The organism is Nocardioides cavernaquae, from assembly GCF_003600895.1.
GTDB lineage: Bacteria > Actinomycetota > Actinomycetes > Propionibacteriales > Nocardioidaceae > Nocardioides > Nocardioides cavernaquae.
Genome location: NZ_QYRP01000002.1, coordinates 3070517 through 3089506, shown reverse-complemented (window position 1 = coordinate 3089506; position 18990 = coordinate 3070517). Strand labels below are relative to the sequence as shown.

Annotated in this window: 19 protein-coding genes; 13 read left to right on the top strand and 6 right to left on the bottom strand. The window is 69.6% G+C overall.

What is annotated here, in order from left to right; all coding sequences use genetic code 11:
• Nucleotides 1-12 precede the first annotated feature (12 nt).
• The gene (locus D4739_RS14860) at nt 13-264 is read left to right on the top strand and encodes a hypothetical protein (RefSeq protein ID WP_120061936.1); all 252 of its coding nucleotides are present in this window, start codon (nt 13-15) and stop codon (nt 262-264) included.
• Here D4739_RS14860 and D4739_RS14855 read toward each other — a convergent pair.
• Nucleotides 254-1615 carry an HNH endonuclease signature motif containing protein gene (locus D4739_RS14855; protein WP_120061336.1) on the bottom strand — a complete coding sequence of 454 codons (1362 nt, stop codon included), beginning with the start codon at nt 1613-1615 and terminating at the stop codon, nt 254-256. The two genes, D4739_RS14860 and D4739_RS14855, sit on opposite strands and share 11 nt — an antisense overlap.
• A 203-nt stretch (nt 1616-1818) precedes the next feature.
• Nucleotides 1819-2061: a DUF6584 family protein gene (locus D4739_RS14850; RefSeq protein WP_120061335.1), complete on the bottom strand. Its 243-nt coding sequence runs from the start codon at nt 2059-2061 to the stop codon at nt 1819-1821.
• A gap of 125 nt (nt 2062-2186) precedes the next feature.
• On the opposite strand from D4739_RS14850, the gene aroC reads away from it, so the two are divergent.
• The 5 genes from aroC (at nt 2187) to D4739_RS14825 (ending at nt 6280) form a co-directional block, all read left to right on the top strand.
• Nucleotides 2187-3365, top strand: a complete 1179-nt coding sequence (aroC, locus tag D4739_RS14845) for a chorismate synthase (RefSeq protein ID WP_120061334.1) — start codon at nt 2187-2189, stop codon at nt 3363-3365.
• A complete protein-coding gene (locus tag D4739_RS14840; RefSeq protein ID WP_420799021.1) occupies nt 3362-3886 on the top strand; it encodes a shikimate kinase in 525 nt (174 codons plus the stop codon). The genes aroC and D4739_RS14840 overlap by 4 nt, the downstream gene beginning before the upstream one ends.
• On the top strand, nt 3883-4998 hold the full coding sequence (gene aroB / locus D4739_RS14835) for a 3-dehydroquinate synthase (protein WP_120061332.1): 1116 nt from the start codon (nt 3883-3885) through the stop codon (nt 4996-4998). The genes D4739_RS14840 and aroB overlap by 4 nt, the downstream gene beginning before the upstream one ends.
• On the top strand, nt 4998-5441 hold the full coding sequence (locus tag D4739_RS14830; RefSeq protein ID WP_120061331.1) for a type II 3-dehydroquinate dehydratase: 444 nt from the start codon (nt 4998-5000) through the stop codon (nt 5439-5441). Before aroB ends, D4739_RS14830 begins: the two co-directional genes overlap by 1 nt.
• An 86-nt stretch (nt 5442-5527) precedes the next feature.
• Complete coding sequence (locus D4739_RS14825) at nt 5528-6280, top strand: SIMPL domain-containing protein (protein WP_120061330.1); 753 nt, start codon at nt 5528-5530, stop codon at nt 6278-6280.
• A 41-nt stretch (nt 6281-6321) separates the two neighbouring features.
• On the opposite strand, the gene D4739_RS14820 is transcribed toward D4739_RS14825, so the two are convergent.
• On the bottom strand, nt 6322-6681 hold the full coding sequence (locus D4739_RS14820; protein WP_120061329.1) for a hypothetical protein: 360 nt from the start codon (nt 6679-6681) through the stop codon (nt 6322-6324).
• Nucleotides 6682-6858: 177 nt separating this feature from the next.
• Between D4739_RS14820 and efp the strand changes: the two genes are divergently transcribed.
• Nucleotides 6859-7425 carry an elongation factor P gene (efp, locus tag D4739_RS14815; RefSeq protein WP_120061328.1) on the top strand — a complete coding sequence of 189 codons (567 nt, stop codon included), beginning with the start codon at nt 6859-6861 and terminating at the stop codon, nt 7423-7425.
• Entirely contained in the window at nt 7425-7823 is a 399-nt protein-coding gene (gene nusB / locus D4739_RS14810) for a transcription antitermination factor NusB (protein WP_120061327.1), read from the top strand. The genes efp and nusB overlap by 1 nt, the downstream gene beginning before the upstream one ends.
• A 6-nt stretch (nt 7824-7829) precedes the next feature.
• On the opposite strand, the gene D4739_RS14805 is transcribed toward nusB, so the two are convergent.
• Nucleotides 7830-8807, bottom strand: a complete 978-nt coding sequence (locus tag D4739_RS14805) for a TolB-like translocation protein (RefSeq protein WP_120061326.1) — start codon at nt 8805-8807, stop codon at nt 7830-7832.
• Nucleotides 8804-10039, bottom strand: a complete 1236-nt coding sequence (locus tag D4739_RS14800; RefSeq protein ID WP_220699307.1) for an MFS transporter — start codon at nt 10037-10039, stop codon at nt 8804-8806. Before D4739_RS14800 ends, D4739_RS14805 begins: the two co-directional genes overlap by 4 nt.
• Before the next feature lie 233 nt (nt 10040-10272).
• Between D4739_RS14800 and D4739_RS14795 the strand changes: the two genes are divergently transcribed.
• On the top strand, nt 10273-11688 hold the full coding sequence (locus D4739_RS14795) for a CBM96 family carbohydrate-binding protein (RefSeq protein WP_220699306.1): 1416 nt from the start codon (nt 10273-10275) through the stop codon (nt 11686-11688).
• 221 nt (nt 11689-11909) lie between these two features.
• Nucleotides 11910-13307 carry a CBM96 family carbohydrate-binding protein gene (locus D4739_RS14790; protein WP_120061323.1) on the top strand — a complete coding sequence of 466 codons (1398 nt, stop codon included), beginning with the start codon at nt 11910-11912 and terminating at the stop codon, nt 13305-13307.
• Between the two features lie 120 nt (nt 13308-13427).
• Here the strand turns inward: D4739_RS14790 and D4739_RS14785 are convergent, their stop codons facing one another.
• Complete coding sequence (locus tag D4739_RS14785) at nt 13428-14645, bottom strand: HupE/UreJ family protein (protein ID WP_120061322.1); 1218 nt, start codon at nt 14643-14645, stop codon at nt 13428-13430.
• Nucleotides 14646-14773: 128 nt separating this feature from the next.
• On the opposite strand from D4739_RS14785, the gene D4739_RS14780 reads away from it, so the two are divergent.
• The 3 genes from D4739_RS14780 (at nt 14774) to D4739_RS14770 (ending at nt 18971) form a co-directional block, all read left to right on the top strand.
• Complete coding sequence (locus D4739_RS14780; RefSeq protein ID WP_182920435.1) at nt 14774-16531, top strand: VWA domain-containing protein; 1758 nt, start codon at nt 14774-14776, stop codon at nt 16529-16531.
• A gap of 146 nt (nt 16532-16677) precedes the next feature.
• A complete protein-coding gene (locus tag D4739_RS14775; RefSeq protein WP_120061320.1) occupies nt 16678-18399 on the top strand; it encodes a lamin tail domain-containing protein in 1722 nt (573 codons plus the stop codon).
• Entirely contained in the window at nt 18396-18971 is a 576-nt protein-coding gene (locus tag D4739_RS14770; protein WP_120061319.1) for a hypothetical protein, read from the top strand. Before D4739_RS14775 ends, D4739_RS14770 begins: the two co-directional genes overlap by 4 nt.
• Nucleotides 18972-18990 lie beyond the last annotated feature (19 nt).

Below are 18990 nucleotides of genomic sequence, written 5' to 3'. Positions count from 1 at the left end.
GAGGTGGTCGCGATGATCCCGACGATGTTGCTGCTCGGCCTGGCCCTCGGCAAGTGGCCGTGGATCGCCCTCGCGGTTGCGGTCTCTATCTGGCCACTCATGCTGGTGGCGTCCGATGCGGCCACCTTCGCCGATGGGGAAACCCTGGTTGGCGGCGCCGCGCTGGCTGTTGTGAACGCAGCGATCGGTGTGCTGGTGCATCAGGCGTTTCTCCGCACGTGGCGGCGCGCCCGTCACGCCCACGTTGGGCACGTCAGGGCGTGACGTCGGTGGTGCCGGTGTTGTCGACGAGGTACTTGCGGCCGTGGGGTGAGGTCCACAGGTAGGTGGCGGGCGGGAGGATTTCGTAGTCCCATGCGGTGAGGGTCTTGAGGCGGTGATGTCGCCTGCAGAGTGGGGCGAGGTTGTCGGTGGAGGTGGATCCGCCGGAGTCGTAGGGCACGACGTGGTCCTTGTCGCAGTGTTCGGCTGTGCGGTTGCACCAGGGGTGGGCGCAGGTGGGTCGGGTGAGTTCGACTCTGCGTTTGATGCGGTCGGGGATCTCGTATTGCCCGACCTGCACGTCGTCGTTGAGGTCGATAACGGGCACGACAGTCAGATTGATGTCGTCGCGGCCGGCCCATGCGCGGATGGTTTCGCGCAGGACGGGGGTCCGGGTGGTGTCGAGGCGTCCGACGGGTTCGGTGCCGGTGATCGCGGCCTCGGAGAGGTGGACGTGGAGCACGATCTGCTTGCGGGGGCGTGCCGGTCGGCCGGGCCGCTCGGGCTCCGCGGGCTGCCCTGCGTCGGCCGGGGGCTGCGCGGGCTGGTCGGTGAGGATGGCGAGGGCGGCTTCGGGGTCGGCGAGGATGCCGACGGCCTTGGCGCGGCGTACGTCGAGGGGGTCGGTGTCGCCTTGCTCGCCGAGGCGGTGGGCGATGGCGGCGACCGCGGAGTCGAAGTCGAGGGCGTCGAGGGTGTCGGTGGTGATGTCGATGTGCGCGATCCCGTCGGCAGTGCCGTCGGTGTGCAGCTCGACGCGGCGGTGTTCGCGGGCCTGCTCGCGGCGCAGCTCGGCCTCTTCGGGGTGGAGTCGGAGGAGGGCTTCGTCGATGAGTCGGTCGATGGTGACCAGTCCGACGCGTTGGGCGATGGAGGCGATCTCCTTGTCGACGGACTCGGCGACGTCGGCGGGCTCGTGCAGGGTGCGTGAGGCGATGCGGCGGGCGCGCCAGGCCTGGACTTGCCCGGCCTGGACGCGGGCCCAGAGGCGGGGGAGGCGGTGGCGGGTCTCGAGGGACTCCAGGATCAGCTGCTGGCCGGAGCCGGTGGGGATGCCGAGGCGGGCGGCGAACTCGGGGATCGCGGTCCACCGCACCGACGGGACGTCGTAGCTGGGCTCGTCGACGGTCTGGTCGCGGGTGTCGTCGAACGCGGGACGGGCCTCCCATGCGGCGTCTGCGGGGTCGTCGGCGGGGTGGAGGTCGGCCCAGTCGCAGGCGCGGGCGAGGAGGAGTGCTTCGGCGCGGTCGGCGGTGATCCGCAGGACTCCGACAGCGTCAAGGACCGCCCCGGCGGTGCCGAGGTCGGTGTCGTGGGTGCCGCCGATGGCGGTGGTTTCCGAGGCCCGAGCCATGCCTCATTCTAAATCGAACACCTGTTCGAAGGCAACCCTTTGTCCACGCCCAAATGGCTCGCGGAGAGGCCGTAGCGAGGCTGTCGCGCCCTCGATGACCCGGGACTGTCCTGAGGGTCAGATCCACCCTGCGACGGTCCAGATGCCGATCAGGATCAGCAGGAGTAGGCAGGCGACGATGGCGATCAGCACGCAGCCGATTGCTATCCCGGTTGCATCGCCAGCCTGGCCGCGATTGCCTCAAGGGCGTCAGCGTCAGTTCGCCCGGTCGCGAACCACAACGCTCCCGCAGCAGGCAGGTCCTGCATCTCGAAGTGGACGGTGGCGAGGAGATCGAGCAGCTCGGGGTCCTGCCGCACGGTAAGCAGACCGGTGAGGCGGTCGCGCGCCTTCCAGGGGCGGCCCGCGGCGAGATCAGCGCGGGCACGCGCGAGGGCATCGGTCACGGAGGGATCCTCGCAGCCTGCCCTTGGGCCCGCTACGGGTTTGCCGCAACCCTCCGGCCGGGCCGCAAGTCTCGCGACGACAGCGCGGCGCCGGCCCGGCGGCGTACGCATGAAAGACTGTCCCCATGCTTCGCTGGCTCACTGCGGGCGAGTCCCACGGACCGTCGCTCACCGCAATTCTCGAAGGTCTCCCGGCACACGTCGAGGTGACGACCGACGACATCGCCGACTCCCTCGCCCGAAGGCGCCTGGGCTATGGCCGCGGCGCGCGGATGAAGTTCGAGCAGGACGAGGTCACGATCACCGGTGGCGTCCGCCACGGCAAGACGCAGGGTGGTCCGATCGCGCTGGTGGTCGGCAACACCGAGTGGCCCAAGTGGGAGACCGTGATGTCGGCCGACCCGGTCGACCCGTCCCTGCTCAAGGAGACCGGCCGCAATGCCAAGCTGACCCGGCCACGTCCGGGCCACGCCGACCTGGTCGGCATGCAGAAGTACGACTTCGACGAGGCCCGCCCGATCCTGGAGCGCGCGTCCGCTCGCGAGACCGCCGCCCGTGTGGCTCTCGGTCGCGTGGCCAGCAACTTCCTCGAGCAGGCGACCGGTGCCCGCATCGTCAGCCACGTGATCGAGCTGGGCGGGGTCCGTGCCCCGGCCGGTCTGATCCCCGCGCCCGATGACGTCGCCTACCTCGACAACGACGAGGTCCGCTGCCTCGACCCTGACGCCTCCAAGCAGATGGTCGAGCGCATCGACCAGGCGCACAAGGACGGCGACACCCTCGGCGGCGTCGTCGAGGTCGTCGTGGTCGGACTGCCGCCGGGCCTCGGCTCACACGTCCACTGGGACCGTCGCCTCGACGCCAAGCTGGCCGGCGCGCTCATGGGCATCCAGGCGATCAAGGGCGTCGAGGTCGGCGACGGCTTCGAGCTCGCCGCCACTCCGGGCAGCCTCGCGCACGACGAGATCGTCACGCAGGACGGCGCCCTTCGTCGTACGTCGGGTCGCTCGGGCGGCACCGAGGGCGGCATGTCCACCGGCGAGGTCCTTCGCGTCCGTGCCGCGATGAAGCCGATTGCGACCGTGCCGAAGGCGCTGCGCACCGTCGACGTCGCCACCGGCGAGGCCACCGTTGCGCACCACCAGCGCTCCGACGTCTGTGCGGTCCCGGCCGCCGGCATCGTTGCCGAGGCGATGGTCGCCCTGGTCCTGGCCGACGCGGTCATCGAGAAGTTCGGTGGCGACTCGGTCGGCGAGACCCGCCGCAACGTCCAGTCCTACCTCGACGCGATCAACTTCAAGTGACTACTGCGGTCGGTCCTCGGGTCGTCCTGATTGGCCCGATGGGTGCGGGCAAGACGACGGTCGCCCACCTCCTCGCTGACGCGTGGGGCGTGACTGCCCGCGACACCGACCACGACATCGAGGCCACCGCCGGCAAGCCGGTCAGCGAGATCTTCGTGGACGACGGCGAGGCCGTCTTCCGTGCGCTCGAGGCCGACGCGGTTGCCGCCGCGCTCGACACCCACGACGGCGTGCTGGCGCTCGGCGGGGGAGCCGTCCTGGCCGACGTCACGCAGAAGAACCTGGCGGACCACACGGTCGTCTACCTCCAGGTCGGCCTGGCCGATGCGGTCAAGCGCGTCGGGCTCGGCAGCGGCCGCCCGCTGCTGCTCGGCAACGTGCGTGCCCGGATCAAGCAGCTGCTCGACGAGCGCGCGCCCATCTATGCCGCCGTAGCCACCATCACCGTCGAGACCGACGGCCGCTCCGCCGAGGACGTGGCCGCGGAGATCATCCGCCTGATCGAGGAGCCCCCTGCATGAGTGGCCTGAGCAGTGAGACCACCCTCCACGTCGGCGGCGCGTCGCCGTACGACGTCGTGATCGGCCGCGGCATCGCCGGCAAGCTTCCCGCCATCCTGGGAGACAAGGTCCAGCGCGTCGCGTTCCTGTACGCAGCCGAGCTGGCCGAGCTGGCCCAGCCGGTGATGGACGTGCTGCGCGACGACTACGACGTGCTGGCACTGGGCCTCCCCAGTGGTGAGCAGACCAAGACCGCAGACGTCATCTTCGAGTGCTGGGAGGCGCTCGGCGAAGCCGGCTTCACCCGCTCCGACGCGGTCGTCACCTTCGGCGGCGGCGCCACCACGGACGCCGGTGGATTCGTGGCTGCGAGCTGGCTCCGCGGCGTCCGGGTCGTGCACGTGCCCACCACGCTGCTCGCCATGGTCGACGCGGCAGTCGGCGGCAAGACCGGCATTAACACCTCAGCCGGCAAGAACCTCGTCGGTGCGTTCCACGAGCCCGCGGGCGTCCTGGTCGACCTCGACACGCTGCTCACGCTGCCGACCGAGGAGCTCATCTCCGGCTTCGGCGAGGTCGTGAAGTGCGGCTTCATCGCCGACCCCGAGATCCTCCGCCTGATCGAGGCCGACCCGTCCGCAGCCACCGATCCCACGGGCGAGGTCCTGCCGGAGCTGGTCCAGCGCGCCATCCAGGTCAAGATCGACGTCGTCGTTGATGACCTGAAGGAGACCGGGGGAGCGGGCAGTCACCCGGGTCGCGAGGCGCTCAACTATGGCCACACGATGGCCCATGCGATCGAGCGTGCCGAAGGCTTCACCATGCGCCACGGCGAGGCGGTCGCGATCGGCTGCGTCTTCGTCGCCGAGCTCGCGCGCCTGACCGGCCACATCGACGATGCCCTCGCCGCACGGCATGCCGAGACGTTCGGCGCTGTCGGACTGCCCGTCTCCTACGACAACGCCTCCTTTGAGGACCTGCTCGCCGCGATGCGGGTGGACAAGAAGTCCCGCGGCAACACGCTGCGCTTCGTCGTGCTCGACGAGGTCGGCTCGCCGGTCGTGCTCGAGGGCCCGACCGAGTACCAGCTCCGCGCGGCGTACGACGTCATGACCGGAAAGGCTGCCTCGTGATGAAGCACGTGCTGGTCCTCAACGGACCGAACCTGGGCCGTCTGGGCCGCCGCCAGCCCGAGATCTACGGCACCACCACCCACGACCAGCTCGGCGAACTGTGCCGCCAGTGGGGCGAGGAGATCGGTCTGGTCGTCGAGCTGCGCCAGACCAACCACGAGGGCGAGATGCTCGACTGGCTCAACGAGGCCGCTGACGACGCGACTCCGGTCGTCCTCAACGCCGCCGCCTGGACCCACTACTCGTGGGCCGTCTTCGACGCGTGCGCGCAGCTCGTCGCGCCGCTGGTCGAGGTGCACATCTCGGACCCGAGCCAGCGCCCGGAGGAGTTCCGGCACACCTCGGTCGTCACGCCCTACGCGGCTCGCGTGATCGCAGGCCAGGGCATCGACGGCTACCGCCAGGCGCTCGAGTCCATCGCGGCGCTCACCGCGCAGGACTGAGTGGGCAGAGCCGGCCGCGGCCGTCCGGGAACCGGCAGCGCCCCTGCCGCGTCCCACTCCTGAACCCTCGATCTTCAGGAGACCCCATGGACCACACGACCGCGCTCGCGCTCAAGATCACCGCGTTCCTCGCCGTCCTCGCCGTCGTGCTCCTCGCTGCCTTCGCGCTGGGCCACCGGGGCGCGGCGCGCAACGGGGAGCAGACGATCACGCTGGCCGGTCAGGGCAAGGTGACGGTCGTGCCGGATCGGGCGACCGCTTCCCTCGGCGTCCAGGTGACGAAGCCTGACGCCAAGGGAGCCATGGCGGAAGCCGACAGCCTTCAGGGCAAGGTCATTGCCGCTCTGCTGGCTGCTGGCGTGGAGAAGAGCGACATCCGCACGAGCGGACTCGACCTGCAGCCGGAGTACGACTACGAAGGTCGCGGGAAGCCGACGATCACCGGCTACACCGTCACCCAGACCGTCAAGGTGACGATGAAGGACCTCAAGAAGGCCGGCGACGTCCTCAGCGCGGCCGCCGAGGCGGGCGGCAACGCGACCCGGATCAACGACTTCAAGCTCTCGGTCGGTGACAAGGACGAGGCAATGGGGGAGGCGCGCGACAAGGCCATCGCAGACGCCCGCAAGAAGGCCCAGCAGTTCGCAAAGGCCGCCGATCGCGAGCTGGGCAAGGTCATCCGGATCACGGAGACCGGTTCGGACAGTGGCCCGCAGCCCTATGCGCAGATGTACGCCGAGGACAGCATGGTCACTGCAAACGCGCTCAAGTCCGCACCGATCGAACCCGGTGAGCAGAAGCTGTCCATCTCGGTGAAGGTGGTCTGGGAGCTCCGCTGACTCAACTCAGCGGCATGCACGCACAGGGCGGCGACGGGTGACTACTCCCCGTCGCCGTCATGTGCGCCCGGACCCATGTCGGAGGTGATCTCGGTCGTGGTCGGCGTCGGCCGCGCCGCCCGCTGGGTGCCGGATGAGGCCGATGACGCCGAGGCGCCCTGAGTCGGCTCGGCCGAGGCCGGCTTGCTCGGGACCACCGACGTCGTGGTCGGAGTGGGGGTCGGCGTGGGAGCGCCGGTCACCGTGCTCGCCGTGGTGCTCGCCGTGGTGCCCGTCGTCGTGCTCTCGCCGGAGGGCGTCTGGTCGGACGACCCACCTCGGTTGGCGAGGTAGCCCAGTGTCATCGCGGCGACCAGGACGACAACGGCTCCGACGGCAGCGCGGATCGGCGTGAGGTTCATGCGGCGCAACATACCCGGAGTACGTAGCGACCCGTTGAACACCCGCGACGTCGAGGCATGGCGATCCGACGCGGAAGCGGAGGAGGACCCGCTCGCCGTATAGACTCTGCCGCTGGTCCGCGCGCACGGCGCCCTGGCCACCCGAACCCCACGAACGACGAAGAGGCGCACCGGCTCATGGCAACGACGAACGACCTGAAGAACGGCATGGTTCTCAACATCGACGGCCAGCTCTGGCAGGTGGTGGAGTTCCAGCACGTGAAGCCGGGCAAGGGCCCCGCGTTCGTTCGCACCAAGCTCAAGAACGTCGAGTCCGGCAAGAACGTCGACAAGACGTTCAACGCCGGCACCAAGGTCGAGACGGCCACGGTCGACAAGCGCACCTGGCAGTACCTCTACAACGACGGCACGTCGTTCGTCTTCATGGACGGCACCACCTTCGAGCAGCTCGAGGTCGGCCCGGAGATCGTCGGCGACGCCGCGGACTTCATGCTCGAGAATCTCGATGTCATCATCGCGATGAACGAGGGCCGCGTCCTCTACGTCGAGCTGCCGGCCTCGGTCGAGCTCACCATCACCTACACCGAGCCGGGTGTCATGGGCGACTCCGCGACCGGGCGCACCAAGCCGGCCACGCTCGAGACGGGTGCCGAGATCCAGGTCCCGCTCTTCATCGAGAACGGCGAGAAGATCAAGGTCGACACCCGCGAAGGCGGCTCGTACCAGAGCCGCGTCAAGTCCTGATGAGCGCACGCTCCAAGGCCCGCAAGCGGGCGCTGGACATCCTCTTCGCCTCCGAGCTCCGCGGCGACGACCCGATCAAGGCCCTGCTGACGGCGATCGCCGACGGCGAGGGCGCGACGAACCCCTACACGGGTGACCTCGTCCGTGGCGTCGTCGCGCACCAGGACGAGATCGACGAGCTGCTCCGCGGTGCCGCTCAGGGCTGGACCCTCGAGCGCATGCCCGCGGTGGACCGCAACGTCCTCCGTCTCGGCGTCTACGAGTTGCTGTACGTCGACGACGTCGCCGACGCGATTGCGATCACCGAGGCGATGAACCTGGTCCGCGACCTGTCGACCGACGAGTCGCCGTCCTTCGTCAACGGCATCCTGGGCACCATCCAGCGCGCCCGCGCCTGACACCTCTCAGGTGAGGGGCGCCGGGGACTCTGCGTTGTCGGCGACCTTCACGGGGGTGCCGGTGCCGTCGGCCGGGACCTCCCACACCGACGGGACTCCATCCGGGGCCCGATAGGTGTAGCCCACGGTCTTCGCATCGAGCCACACGGGCTGGTCGTCGATGCTGCGATCCTCCGCAAGTACGTCGACCTCCATCGAGGCCAGGTCGAGGACGGCGATCCGCCACCCCTTCAACGGGTCGTTGTCGACGGCCTGCTTGAAGGCCAGGCGGCTGCCGTCCGGGGCGATCGACGGGCACTCGACGTTGGTGGCGAGCGTCTCGACCTGCCTTGCCGCGAAGTCGCCACGGACCAGGTAGCGCTCACCGCGTGTCGCGAGGGTCGCGTAGAAGATGTTGTCGTCGTCGGCGAAGGACACGCCCCAGTAGTTGACGTCCGCCGCCCGGTACGGCGCGCCCTCGAGGGTGACGCTGAACTCCTCGATGCTCGGGAGGTAGGCGCCGGTCTTGGTGTCGATGACCCCGGTCCGGGTGGACATGCCGCTCGAGGTGTAGGAGTCGCCGCCAACGAAGGTGGTCCAGGAGATCATCCGGCCCGAGTCCGAGACCCGTGCACGGCTCGGCACCCCGGGAAGCTTGTACTCGTGGACGTCGTTGAGGTCGCCGGTCATCGTGACGAGCGAGTGTGTCCAGGCGTTCTTCGGGCGCAGGCACACGGCAGTGTCGCCAGCGGCGTACGACCGGACGCACTCGACGCCGTGGACGCTGCGAGGGGCTGACTGGTCCGCGCTGGACACGGTGGTCAGCGTCCGGTCGGAGACGACGAGCAGGTCGCCTCCCGTCGCGTCGGCGGAGCGGGGCGACACGTGCTCCGGACGGTCGCCATGACCGGAGACGAGCACGAAGCCGAGCGCGGCTGCGAGCAGGAGGGCACCCCCGGTCGCGAGGATGATGAGGCGAGCCCGGTCGCTGAGCCCTTCGGTCATGAGTCGACCCTTTCGTCGGTGCGACGGAGCAGGAACCAGCTGGCCGCGATGCCGACCACGACGGCGGCGATCGACACCTTCACGGCAGCCTCGGGACCCCAGATGCCCCACGCGACGCCGAACGCGACCGAGGAGACGAGGTAGGCGAGTGCCTGACCGGTCTGGATCAGCGCGATGCCGGTCGTGCGGAGGCCTGCCGGGATCACCGGTCCGGCGAGTGCGATGAGCACGCCGTTGGTGGCGGCGTAGAAGCAGCCGTAGAGGACGACGCTCAGGGCGAGCGACAGCACGCCATGGATCGGCAGCACCAGGAGCAGGTAGACCAGTCCGAGCGCGACGTAGCCACCGACGAGCACGGTGCGCAGGCCGATCCGGTCGCCGAGCGTGCCGAGTGGCACGGCCAGCAGCATGTAGACCGCCATGGTGCCGACCGACAGCAGTGGGAACCAGGCGATGCTGAGGTCCTCGCGGCCCTGGAGGATGAGGTACACGAAGCCATCGCCGATCGTGACCAGACCGAGGATGCACGAAGCGAGGAGCAGGCGGGCGACCGCCGGCGTGCGGACCATCGTGCCGACCTGGCTGAAGTCGACGCGCGGCGCGTCCTCCAGCGGCTCCCGGTGGTCGCGGACGAAGAGCACGAGGACCAGTACGCCGAAGAGGGCGATGCAGAAGCTGGTGACGAAGACAGCGTCGAAGGAGTCCGAGGTCAGGGCGAGCACGGCCATCGCCACCAGCGGACCGAGGAAGGCGCCCGTGCTGTCCATGGCGCGGTGGACGCCGAAGGCGCGCCCGAGCTTCTCGGGTGCCGTCGAGAGCGTGATCAGTGCGTCGCGCGGCGCCGTGCGCAGGCCCTTGCCGGCGCGGTCGACGGCAATGACGATGCCGATGAGGGCGGCCGAGCGCCCGGCGAGGAGGAGCGCCGGCTTCATGAGGGCGGAGAGGCCGTAGCCGATGCCGGCGACGAGCTTGCGCTTCTGCGTGCGGTCAGCGATGTAGCCGCCGGCGAGCCGCAGCAGCGCGGTCGCGCCCGTGTAGATGCCGTCGATGGCGCCGAACGCCGCAGGCGAGAGCTGCAGGTTCAGGAAGAGGAAGACGGGCAGGATCGCCGCGACCATCTCCGACGAGATGTCGGTGATCAGGCTGACGGCACCCAACGCGACGACGTTGCCCGCCACCCGTCCCCGCACCCGATCGGTGTTCTTCGGCTTGGTGACCGTAGTGAGATACACAGACCACGAGGTTGTCGGCGGCTGGCGACCTGCGGCGATCCGGATACGGGCTGGACGGAAGATCCCCGGTGAACAGGTGGAAGCAATGGTTGGCGCGCGCAATGGTTCACCGAACAGCCTGCGAACGGAAGCGGAGTGTTCACGGCGTGATGGGCCAGTGACGCAGGCGGCTTCCCTAGCGTCACGGTCGCCCGAGTTTCCGAAACATTCGGCTCTAGGAGAGACGACCACCGATGCAGTCTCGAATGCAGCGCATGGGCCTTGCGGCCGGCGCATCCCTCACCGCTGCGGCCCTTGCCGCCGGCGCTTTGATCACCCTCACGGCGCAGAGTGCGTCTGCCGCCACCGTCACGGTCGTCCCGACCGCGGACACCCGCGTCCAGAGCAACGCCGCCACCACCAACTACGGCACCAGCACGACGCTCGGGGTCGACGCCTCCGAGGTCCAGCAGACCTTCATGAAGTTCAACATCACCGGAGTCACCGGCACCATCACGAGCGCCAAGCTTCGCGTGCACGTCAAGAACGCTTCCGGTGCCGAGTCGACCAGCGGTGGCACGTGGAAGCTGATGTCGAACACCTCCTGGTCGGAGACGGGCGTCACCTACAACAACCGCCCGGCGATCGACGGAGCGACGCTCGGAACCATCGGGTCGGTCGCGATCAACACCTGGTACGAGATCGACGTAACCGGCAAGATCCCGTCCAGTGGCGTGATCTCGATCGGTGGCAGCTCGACGAGCTCGAACGGCGCTGACTTCGACTCCCGCGAGACGACGCTCGACCCGCAGCTGGTGATCACCACGGGCACCGAGCCGAGCCCGAGCCCGACGACCACGACGACCGCGCCCCCGCCGAGCGGCGACCCGATCTTCGTCGGTGCGGGCGACATCGCGAGCACCGGTTCGGGTGACAACGCGACGGCCAACCTGATCGCGGCGATGCCGTCGTCCGCGACCGTGTTCGCTGCCGGTGACAACGCCTACCCCGACGGCACGTTGTCGAACTACAACACGAACTACCACCCGTCGTGGGGCCAGTTCAAGGCGCGCACCATCCCGGCGCCGGGCAACCACGAGTACCACACCAGCGGTGCGTCGGGTTACTTCGACTACTTCGGTGCGCTGGCCGGCCCGAACCGCAACGGCTGGTTCTCCAAGGACATCGGCAACTGGCACGTGATCTCGCTGAACTCCGAGGTCAACATGGCCGCGGGTTCGCCGCAGGAGACCTGGCTGCGTCAGGACCTGGCCGCCAACAGCAAGCCGTGCACCATCGCGATGTGGCACAGCCCGCTGTTCACCTCCGGCAGCCACGGCCCGGACAGCTCGGTCAGGCCGCTGTACCAGGCGCTGTACGACCACAACGCCGACGTGGTCGTGACCGGTCACAACCACAACTACGAGCGGTTCGCACCGATGAACCCGAGCGGTGCGGTCGACAACACCCGCGGCATCCGGCACTTCGTGAACGGTGCGGGTGGTTCAAGCCACTACAACTTCACCTCCGTGGCGGCCAACAGCCAGGCGCGGAACGCCGACACCTACGGCGTCCTGAAGTTCACGCTGCACGCGAACAGCTATGACTGGCAGTTCGTGCCGGAGTCCGGCAAGACCTGGACCGACAGCGGCACCACCGCCTGTCACTGATCCACCCTGCCTGCTGGTCCGGACTGCGCTCGTGGTCCGGACCAGCGGTGCATTTCGGCGGGTCCCGGCCAGAACTTTCCGGAGTCGCCGTCTGTTCACACGCGGTTGGAGGCGACACGCGCGGGCGTCCCCCTAGCGTCGTTCACAGCTCTTATCGCCCTGTCTCTTGCGCATCGCCCTGTCTCTTTCGTGCAGTTCAGACTCCGAAAGGCCTCACCCGCATGCCGTTCCAGCCCAAGCGCACCGCGCTGGCCGGGGGAGCCTCCATCGCTGCTGCGGTGGTCGTCTCCGGCGCCCTCGTCACCCTCACGTCGCCCAGCGCCACCGCTGCGGTCGTCACCCTCGCCCCGGCCGCGGACACCTACGTCTCCGAGGCCTCGCCCACCACCAACTTCGGTACGGCACCCACGGTGACCGTGGACCGTACGCCGAAGGCACGGTCCTTCACGAAGTTCACCGTGTCGGGCATGACCGAACCTGTCTCCACCGCCACGATGCGCCTTCACGTGGCCAGCAACGGCGGATCCAAGAACGCCGGAACCCTTCAGCTCACGTCGAACACCTCGTGGAGCGAGACGGCCCTGACCTGGAACAACCAGCCCGCCATTGACGGCACCACGATCGCCAGCCTCGGCAAGGTGGCCGCTGGCACCTGGATCGAGGTCGACGTGACCGCCGCGGTCACCGGCAATGGCACCTACTCGTTCGCCGGTGTCTCGACGAATGCCGACGACGCGCTCTTCGACTCGCGCGAGTCATCGTTCGCGCCGCAGCTGGTCATCACGACCGCACCGGAACCGACGCCCACTCCGACCCCGACCGGAGGGGGCGGCGACGCGATCTTCGTCGGTGCCGGCGACATCGCCAACAGCGGATCGGGCGACACGGCGACAGCGGCGCTGATCGCCGCACTGCCGAGCACCGCCACCGTCTGGGCGGCCGGTGACAACGCCTACTCGAGTGGCACGCTCTCCGAGTACAACACCTACTACGAGCCGACCTGGGGCCAGTTCAAGGCGCGCACCATCCCGGCCCCCGGCAACCACGAGTACGGGACCTCGGGTGCCTCGGGCTACTTCGACTACTTCGGTGCGCTGGCCGGCCCGAACCGCAACGGCTGGTTCTCCAAGGACGTCGGCGACTGGCACGTCATCTCGCTCAACTCGGAGGTGAACGCCGCGGCCGGTTCCCCGCAGGAACAGTGGCTGCGCCAGGACCTCGCCGCCAACACGAAGCCGTGCACGATCGCGATGTGGCACAGCCCGCTGTTCACCTCGGGCAGCCACGCGCCCGACTCGTCGGTCCGCCCGCTCTACCAGGCGTTGTACGACCACAACGCCGACGTCGTGATCCAGGGCCACAACCACAACTACGAGCGGTTCGCGCCGATGAACCCGACCGGGGGAGTCGACAACACCCGCGGCATCACGTCGTTCGTCAATGGAGCGGGCGGTGCCGGTCACTACAACTTCAACGGCGTCGCGGCGAACAGCGTCGTGCGCAACAGCGACACCCTCGGTGTCCTGAAGTTCACGCTGCGCGCCAGCAGCGCGGACTTCGAGTTCATCCCACAGGCTGGCAAGACGTTCCGCGACAGCGGCACGATCACCTGCCACTGAGTGACGCAACCTGACGTGGGCCCGCGCCCAAGGTTGCGATAGTCCCTAACGAAAAGCGCCTCACCCCAGCTGGGGTGAGGCGCTTTTCGTTAGGGACTATCGGGTGGGGACGTCGGGCGGTCAGGCGGGGAGTGGCTCGGGCGCCAGACGCTCGCGTGCGACAGCGACGATCGCGAGTGTGGCGAGGGCGCCCACGACGATCCAGGGGTGTCCGACGGCCGCGTCCTCGACCGGGGCCAGCGGGTTGTGGAGAACACCGAGGCGATCCAGTGCCCACCCGGTGGAGGCGACGAGGACGGCTGAGGCGCCGGCGATCCGGAACCCGGCGTACCAGCGGGTGGTCGAGAGTGCGTAGAGCGATGGGAAGACCAGGGCCACGACCGCGAGCTGCGCGAGCTCGATGCCGAGGTTGAACCCGAGCAGCGCTGGCCACGACGCCGACCCGTCCAGGCCGAGGTCGGCGAGGATGCCCGCGAAGGCGAGGCCGTGCACGAGGCCGAACCCGACGGCGATGAGGTCCTCGCCGCCACGGACGAGCGGCCGGAGCGCGTGCAGCGCCGCGACGCCGACCGAGATCGCGATCACGACCTCGACCGGGCCGGACGGTGCCGAGACCCACTGCTGTGCCGCTGCGACGAGGGTCAGGGAGTGACCGACCGTGAAGGCGGTGGCCACCCGCACGACGGCCGAGGTGGATCCCGACACCGAGCGGCGGCGTACCCAGCGACCACCCACCGCGACGAGGGGTGCGGGGAGCAGAAGCGTCATCAGGAAGAGCAGGTGGTCCGCACCCTCGAGCACGTGGCGGGAACCCTGGCCGGCCATCGCGGAGACGCCGGTCGACGCCTCGCGCTCGATGGTGACCGCCGGGATCATGTGCGTCAGCACCCCGCTCACCACCGTGTGACCGCCGGCGTCGGTCACGACGACATCCGCCTCGTGCCGGGCCACCTCGGCGGTCACCGCGTCGTACTCGAAGAGGAAGTCGTTGCCCGCCGCCGCGCCCGAGGCGAAGGAGAAGCTGGTCGTCACCCAGGCCATGCCCTCGTGCTGGCGGGTCTCGGTCGTGCCGAAGGAGAGCGGCCAGTGCTTGCCGTCGGTGCCGGCCGCGATGTGCCCGCGCAGGTACGCCGTCAGGTCGGCCTCGTCGGCCGCGCTGAAGTCGGAGCCGAGCACCTGCTGCAGGGCCGGCACCGCGATCTCGACGGTGCCGCGAACGGCTTCCTCCTCGACGACGAGGCGGACCTTGCTGAAGTCCATCGGGTGGGCCTGTGCCGGTGAAGGAGCGAGCAGAACGACCAGGGCGGCGGCGACGAGCGCCTTCCAGAGCACACGCATGGGGCGGGACCGTATCGCCCCGGCATGGCCGCAAGATGACGCCGAAGCGAACGACGAGTCCGCGGTCCCGGGCGGCCGCGAGGACTGCCATAGTGACCGCCGTCAGCCAGCCACACCTGGGAGATCCCATGCGTCGTCTGCTCGCCCTTGCCCTCCTCTCCGCCCCCGTTGCGATCGGTGCCGCCGGTGTTCCGGTGGCCCACGCGGACGGTGACCACTCGACCCGGGTGATGCTGCTCGTCGACGCCTCGGCGTCGATGTCCGGTCAAACCGGGGGAGGCATCACCCGGATGGAGGCGGCCAGCCGAGCGGTCTCCGGTGCCGCCGCCCGCCTCGGCCCGCGCGAGGAGGTCGGCCTGCAGGTCTACGGCTCGGGTCAGGCCGCCGGCTGCGACGACACCCGGGTCCTGCTGGCACCGCGTGTCGGGACTGAGGCGAAGCTCCGCGACGCGCTGGTCCCGTCGTCACCGCCGGCGTCCCGTGGTGAGAGCCCGCTCGGCCCGGCGTTGCAGCGGGCCGGAGAGGCGCTCGGGTCCCGGGGACCACGCGCCATCGTCCTCGTTGCGCACGGTGCGCCCACCTGTGACCCCGATCCGGTCGTGGCAGCGGCGCAGCTCACCGCGTCGGACCCGGACCTCCGCATCCATGTCATCGGCGTCGACGTCACCGGCGCCCAGCGCGACACACTGCGACGGGTCGCCGCCGCGGGCGACGGCGTCTACCGCGACGCGCACGGTGCGGCCGCGCTGGCGGAAGCGGTCGACGGCACACTCACCCGGGCCACCCAGGTCTTCCTCGGGGGAGGCATCCCCGCAGCCGGAGGCGACTCCGCCGCGGAGTCCACCGAGGTGCGGTCCGGGACCTGGTTCGACACCCTCGGCGCCCAGGGAACGGGCCACGCCGAGGGGTGGTTCGTGTTCGAGCGGGTGCTCGCGGAGTCGACGCTCCACGTGCACGCATCGGTCCGCATCCCGGAGGACCCGGCTCACGTGGGTGACGAGGTCGGCCTGGAGATCGAGGCCTTCGCCGGGGAGCGCTCCTGCGGCTCGGCAACCGCTCGTGGCACGGCGAGCACCGACGCGATCGTTTCGGCCTACCTCCCGGTGCCGGACCTCGCCGACGGCGACGAGGGCTGCCGGGATGCCCGTCGGCTCGGTGTCGTGGTGCGACGCACCGACCAGGCGGGGGTGCCGGCGCTCCCCGTCGAGATGTACGCCGCCGAGGAAGCGCCCGCTCCCGACGAGCCGCTGACGCCGGTCGCGGCCGACGGAGAGGGCGCGCGGGTCGCGCTGATCTCGCCCGGCGCCGTACAGGCGGGGGCTCCGACCTTCGCGCAGGCGCCCGAGCTGGCGGAAGGAGCGCACCGGGGCCTCATCGTGCCCGGCGAGACGCAGGTCTTCCGCGTTCCCGTGGGATGGGGACAGCGACTGGGTGCCGCCGTGCAGTTCCCGGCCGGCGAGGGGGTCACCGGAAGCATCCGCGTGATCAGCCCGAACCGGGCCGGCGTCGTCGACCAGCAGGAGACCTCGGCAGGCTCGGTGGAGGTCCACACGCCGACGGTCGCCTACGGCAACCGCACCTCTTCGACGGCGTCCGTGGCTGCGGCGAACGTGGCAGGGGACTACTACGTGCTCGTCAGTGCATCGGCGGCCGACACGATGTCCCGGGCCGAGGTGCCGTTCGTGCTGGGCGTCGCGGTGTCGGGCAAGGAGCAGCCGCGCCCGGCGTACCGCGGTGCCCTGGTCCCGAGCGCGGAGACCGGCACCGGCACGGCGTCGGAGGCGACCGATGGCGGGAAGGCCCGCATCGGTTGGATCGCCGCACTCGCTGTTGTGTTCGGCCTCGGAGCCGGCGCGGCGGCGTGGTTCGGCACGCGCCGAAGCTGACGACCGGGCCGCCCCTGAGCGGTCCTGCGCAACTGGTTCACACGAAGTTCACGTGACATGCGATTTTCGAACCCGAATCAGGTGGTCTGGACCGCCAGAGTTCAGCCGTTCGGGGGAAGTCGGGCCACCACAGGAGTCCAGTTCGCATGTCACTGCTTCGCGCTGCCGCAGTTGCAGCCTCGGTCGTCGCCAGCTCGCTGGCGGTCGTGATCTCGGCGGCGCCGGCCCAGGCCGCCGCCACCTCGTGCTCCACCTCGGGCACCTGGCGTCAGGGTGAGGTGAATGTCTACTGGCTGGACGTCGAGCAGGGCGACAGCCAGTTCATCGTCGGCCCGACGGGCAAGACGATGCTCCTCGACCTCGGGGAGACGTCCTGGAACACGAGTGGCACCAACACCAAGGCGTACGCCGTTGCTCAGCGCCTCAAGGCGATCTGCGGCACCGGCAGCAACCCGGTCGCCCTCGACTACGTCATGGTGAGCCACCACCACCTGGACCACATCGGCTACGCCCACGTCCCGGAGGATGGTGCCTCGTCGATCGGCAACGGCCTCTACCAGCTGCTCACCCCGACCTCGATCCCGAACGGACTCGGCTTCACCGTCGGTTCGCTCATCGATCGTGACGGCGGCACCTGGGTCGACGACAACTCCAACAACCAGTGCGAGGTCGGGACCGCGACGTCGCCGGCTCCCGAGGTCGACTGGCACAACGCGGGCACGACGAGCCAGACCGGACGCCGCTTCATCTGCTGGCTCTACGGCCCCGCCGGCCAGGCCGACCGGGCCCACATCCAGGGCAAGGTCACGACGCTCACCAACGCGGGAGGCTGGCCGAGCATCGACCTCGGCACCGGTGTCGGGGTCACCGTCGTGAACGCGAACGGCAAGGACACGCTGCAGGCCGACGGCGTCACGCCGGTGAGCGGCGACCACACCGGCGACTCGGTCCCGCCGAGCGAGAACGACTACTCGACCGCGGTGAAGTTCACCTACGGCGCCTGGAAGTACGCCACCGCCGGTGACTCCGACGGTGAGTACTCCACCTCGGGCAACGGCTACACCTACAACGACATCGAGGCGGGCCTCGTCTCCAAGTTCGGCAGCCAGAACTACGACACGCTGCGCGCCAACCACCACGGCTCGGGTCACTCCTCGTCGAACGCCTATGTGAACGCGATGGACCCGGAGACCGCGTTCATCTCCTGCGGCTCGAACTCCTACGGTCACCCGGCCAACCGCGCGGTCGACGCCTACCAGGCGATCGGATCCGACGTCTTCCTGGCCAACAACCCGTGCGACACCACGGACACGACCGGCAACCCGATCGACTACACCGGCACGCTGAACAGCAACGGGGACGTGCACCTCTACACGACCAACGCGGGCGCCAACTACGCCGTCGAGTACGACAGCGGCACGAAGTCCTACACCGCCGGTGGCAGCGGAGGCGGCGGCCAGGGCGACCCGACCCTGATCAAGGTCAACGAGTTCATGCCGGCACCGAGCACCGGCAACGAGTGGATCGAGCTCTACAACCCGACCGCGGTCGCGGTGGACGTCTCCGGCTACAAGGTCGACGACCTGGTCAACGGCGGCGGCGCGCCGAAGACGATCCCGGCCGGCACGGTCATCCCGGCCGGTGGCCGCTGGGTTTTCGAATTCGCCTCGGGCTTCCTGAACAACACGGGCACCGACTGGGCGCGCTACACCTCGCCGGGTGGTGTCGAGCTCGATGCCAAGTCCTACAACTGGCCGACATCGCAGTCGAACAAGGTGATCCACCGGATCGGCGACGGCGGCGCGTGGTGCGACACAGCATCGCTCAGCGTCACCAAGGGCACCGCGAACCCCGCGACCTGCCCGTGATCGGACGGTTCGCCGGCACCACCGCGTCACTCCTCCTGGCCGGTGCGCTCCTCACGGGGTGCGCCGGCCAGGAGGCGCCGGAGAAGGACACCGGGGACGGAAGGCTCGCCCTGCTCAGCGGCCGCGACGACCACGGCCTGGTGCAGCTCGACCAGGTCCCGCTGTACGACGTCGCGCACGGCACCCACGTGGTCGGCAAGGTCCACGACGGCACCCTGGTCCGGGTCGTCGAGCGTGACCGCATGGCCATGCGCGTGACCACGGTCGAAGGCCCGTCGCTCAGCGGCTGGGTCGACGACTTCTACCTGCGCGGCCAGGTGCGGCTGGTCGGCGCGGCTCCGACCTGTGCGTCAACGATCGGCGAGACAGCGGTGGAAGGCGGCCACATCGCCATCGTGCACGAGGTGAAGGGCGACCGAGTCCTCGTCGAGAGCATGCCGAGCGAGACGGCTGCGCCGCTGCGAGGCTGGGTCGCGCGCGACGACGTACAGGAGCTTCCGCCGCAGGGCCCGAAGTGTGGCGAAAATCCCCCCGGGAGCAAGCACAAGCACAACATCCCGGGTCAGCCGTAGGGCCCACGCCCTGTTAGGG

Bases quoted from the DNA above. Each gene is read 5' to 3' on its own strand.
- D4739_RS14790 (WP_120061323.1), top strand. From the start codon at position 11,910: ATGCCGTTCCAGCCCAAGCGCACCGCGCTGGCCGGGGGAGCCTCCATC.
- aroC (WP_120061334.1), top strand. From the start codon at position 2,187: ATGCTTCGCTGGCTCACTGCGGGCGAGTCCCACGGACCGTCGCTCACC.
- efp (WP_120061328.1), top strand. From the start codon at position 6,859: ATGGCAACGACGAACGACCTGAAGAACGGCATGGTTCTCAACATCGAC.
- D4739_RS14860 (WP_120061936.1), top strand. From the start codon at position 13: ATGATCCCGACGATGTTGCTGCTCGGCCTGGCCCTCGGCAAGTGGCCG.
- aroB (WP_120061332.1), top strand. From the start codon at position 3,883: ATGAGTGGCCTGAGCAGTGAGACCACCCTCCACGTCGGCGGCGCGTCG.
- D4739_RS14775 (WP_120061320.1), top strand. From the start codon at position 16,678: ATGTCACTGCTTCGCGCTGCCGCAGTTGCAGCCTCGGTCGTCGCCAGC.
- D4739_RS14820 (WP_120061329.1), bottom strand. From the start codon at position 6,681: ATGAACCTCACGCCGATCCGCGCTGCCGTCGGAGCCGTTGTCGTCCTG.
- D4739_RS14785 (WP_120061322.1), bottom strand. From the start codon at position 14,645: ATGCGTGTGCTCTGGAAGGCGCTCGTCGCCGCCGCCCTGGTCGTTCTG.
- D4739_RS14830 (WP_120061331.1), top strand. From the start codon at position 4,998: ATGAAGCACGTGCTGGTCCTCAACGGACCGAACCTGGGCCGTCTGGGC.
- D4739_RS14805 (WP_120061326.1), bottom strand. From the start codon at position 8,807: ATGACCGAAGGGCTCAGCGACCGGGCTCGCCTCATCATCCTCGCGACC.
- D4739_RS14780 (WP_182920435.1), top strand. From the start codon at position 14,774: ATGCGTCGTCTGCTCGCCCTTGCCCTCCTCTCCGCCCCCGTTGCGATC.
- nusB (WP_120061327.1), top strand. From the start codon at position 7,425: ATGAGCGCACGCTCCAAGGCCCGCAAGCGGGCGCTGGACATCCTCTTC.
- D4739_RS14855 (WP_120061336.1), bottom strand. From the start codon at position 1,615: ATGGCTCGGGCCTCGGAAACCACCGCCATCGGCGGCACCCACGACACC.
- D4739_RS14825 (WP_120061330.1), top strand. From the start codon at position 5,528: ATGGACCACACGACCGCGCTCGCGCTCAAGATCACCGCGTTCCTCGCC.
- D4739_RS14795 (WP_220699306.1), top strand. From the start codon at position 10,273: ATGCAGTCTCGAATGCAGCGCATGGGCCTTGCGGCCGGCGCATCCCTC.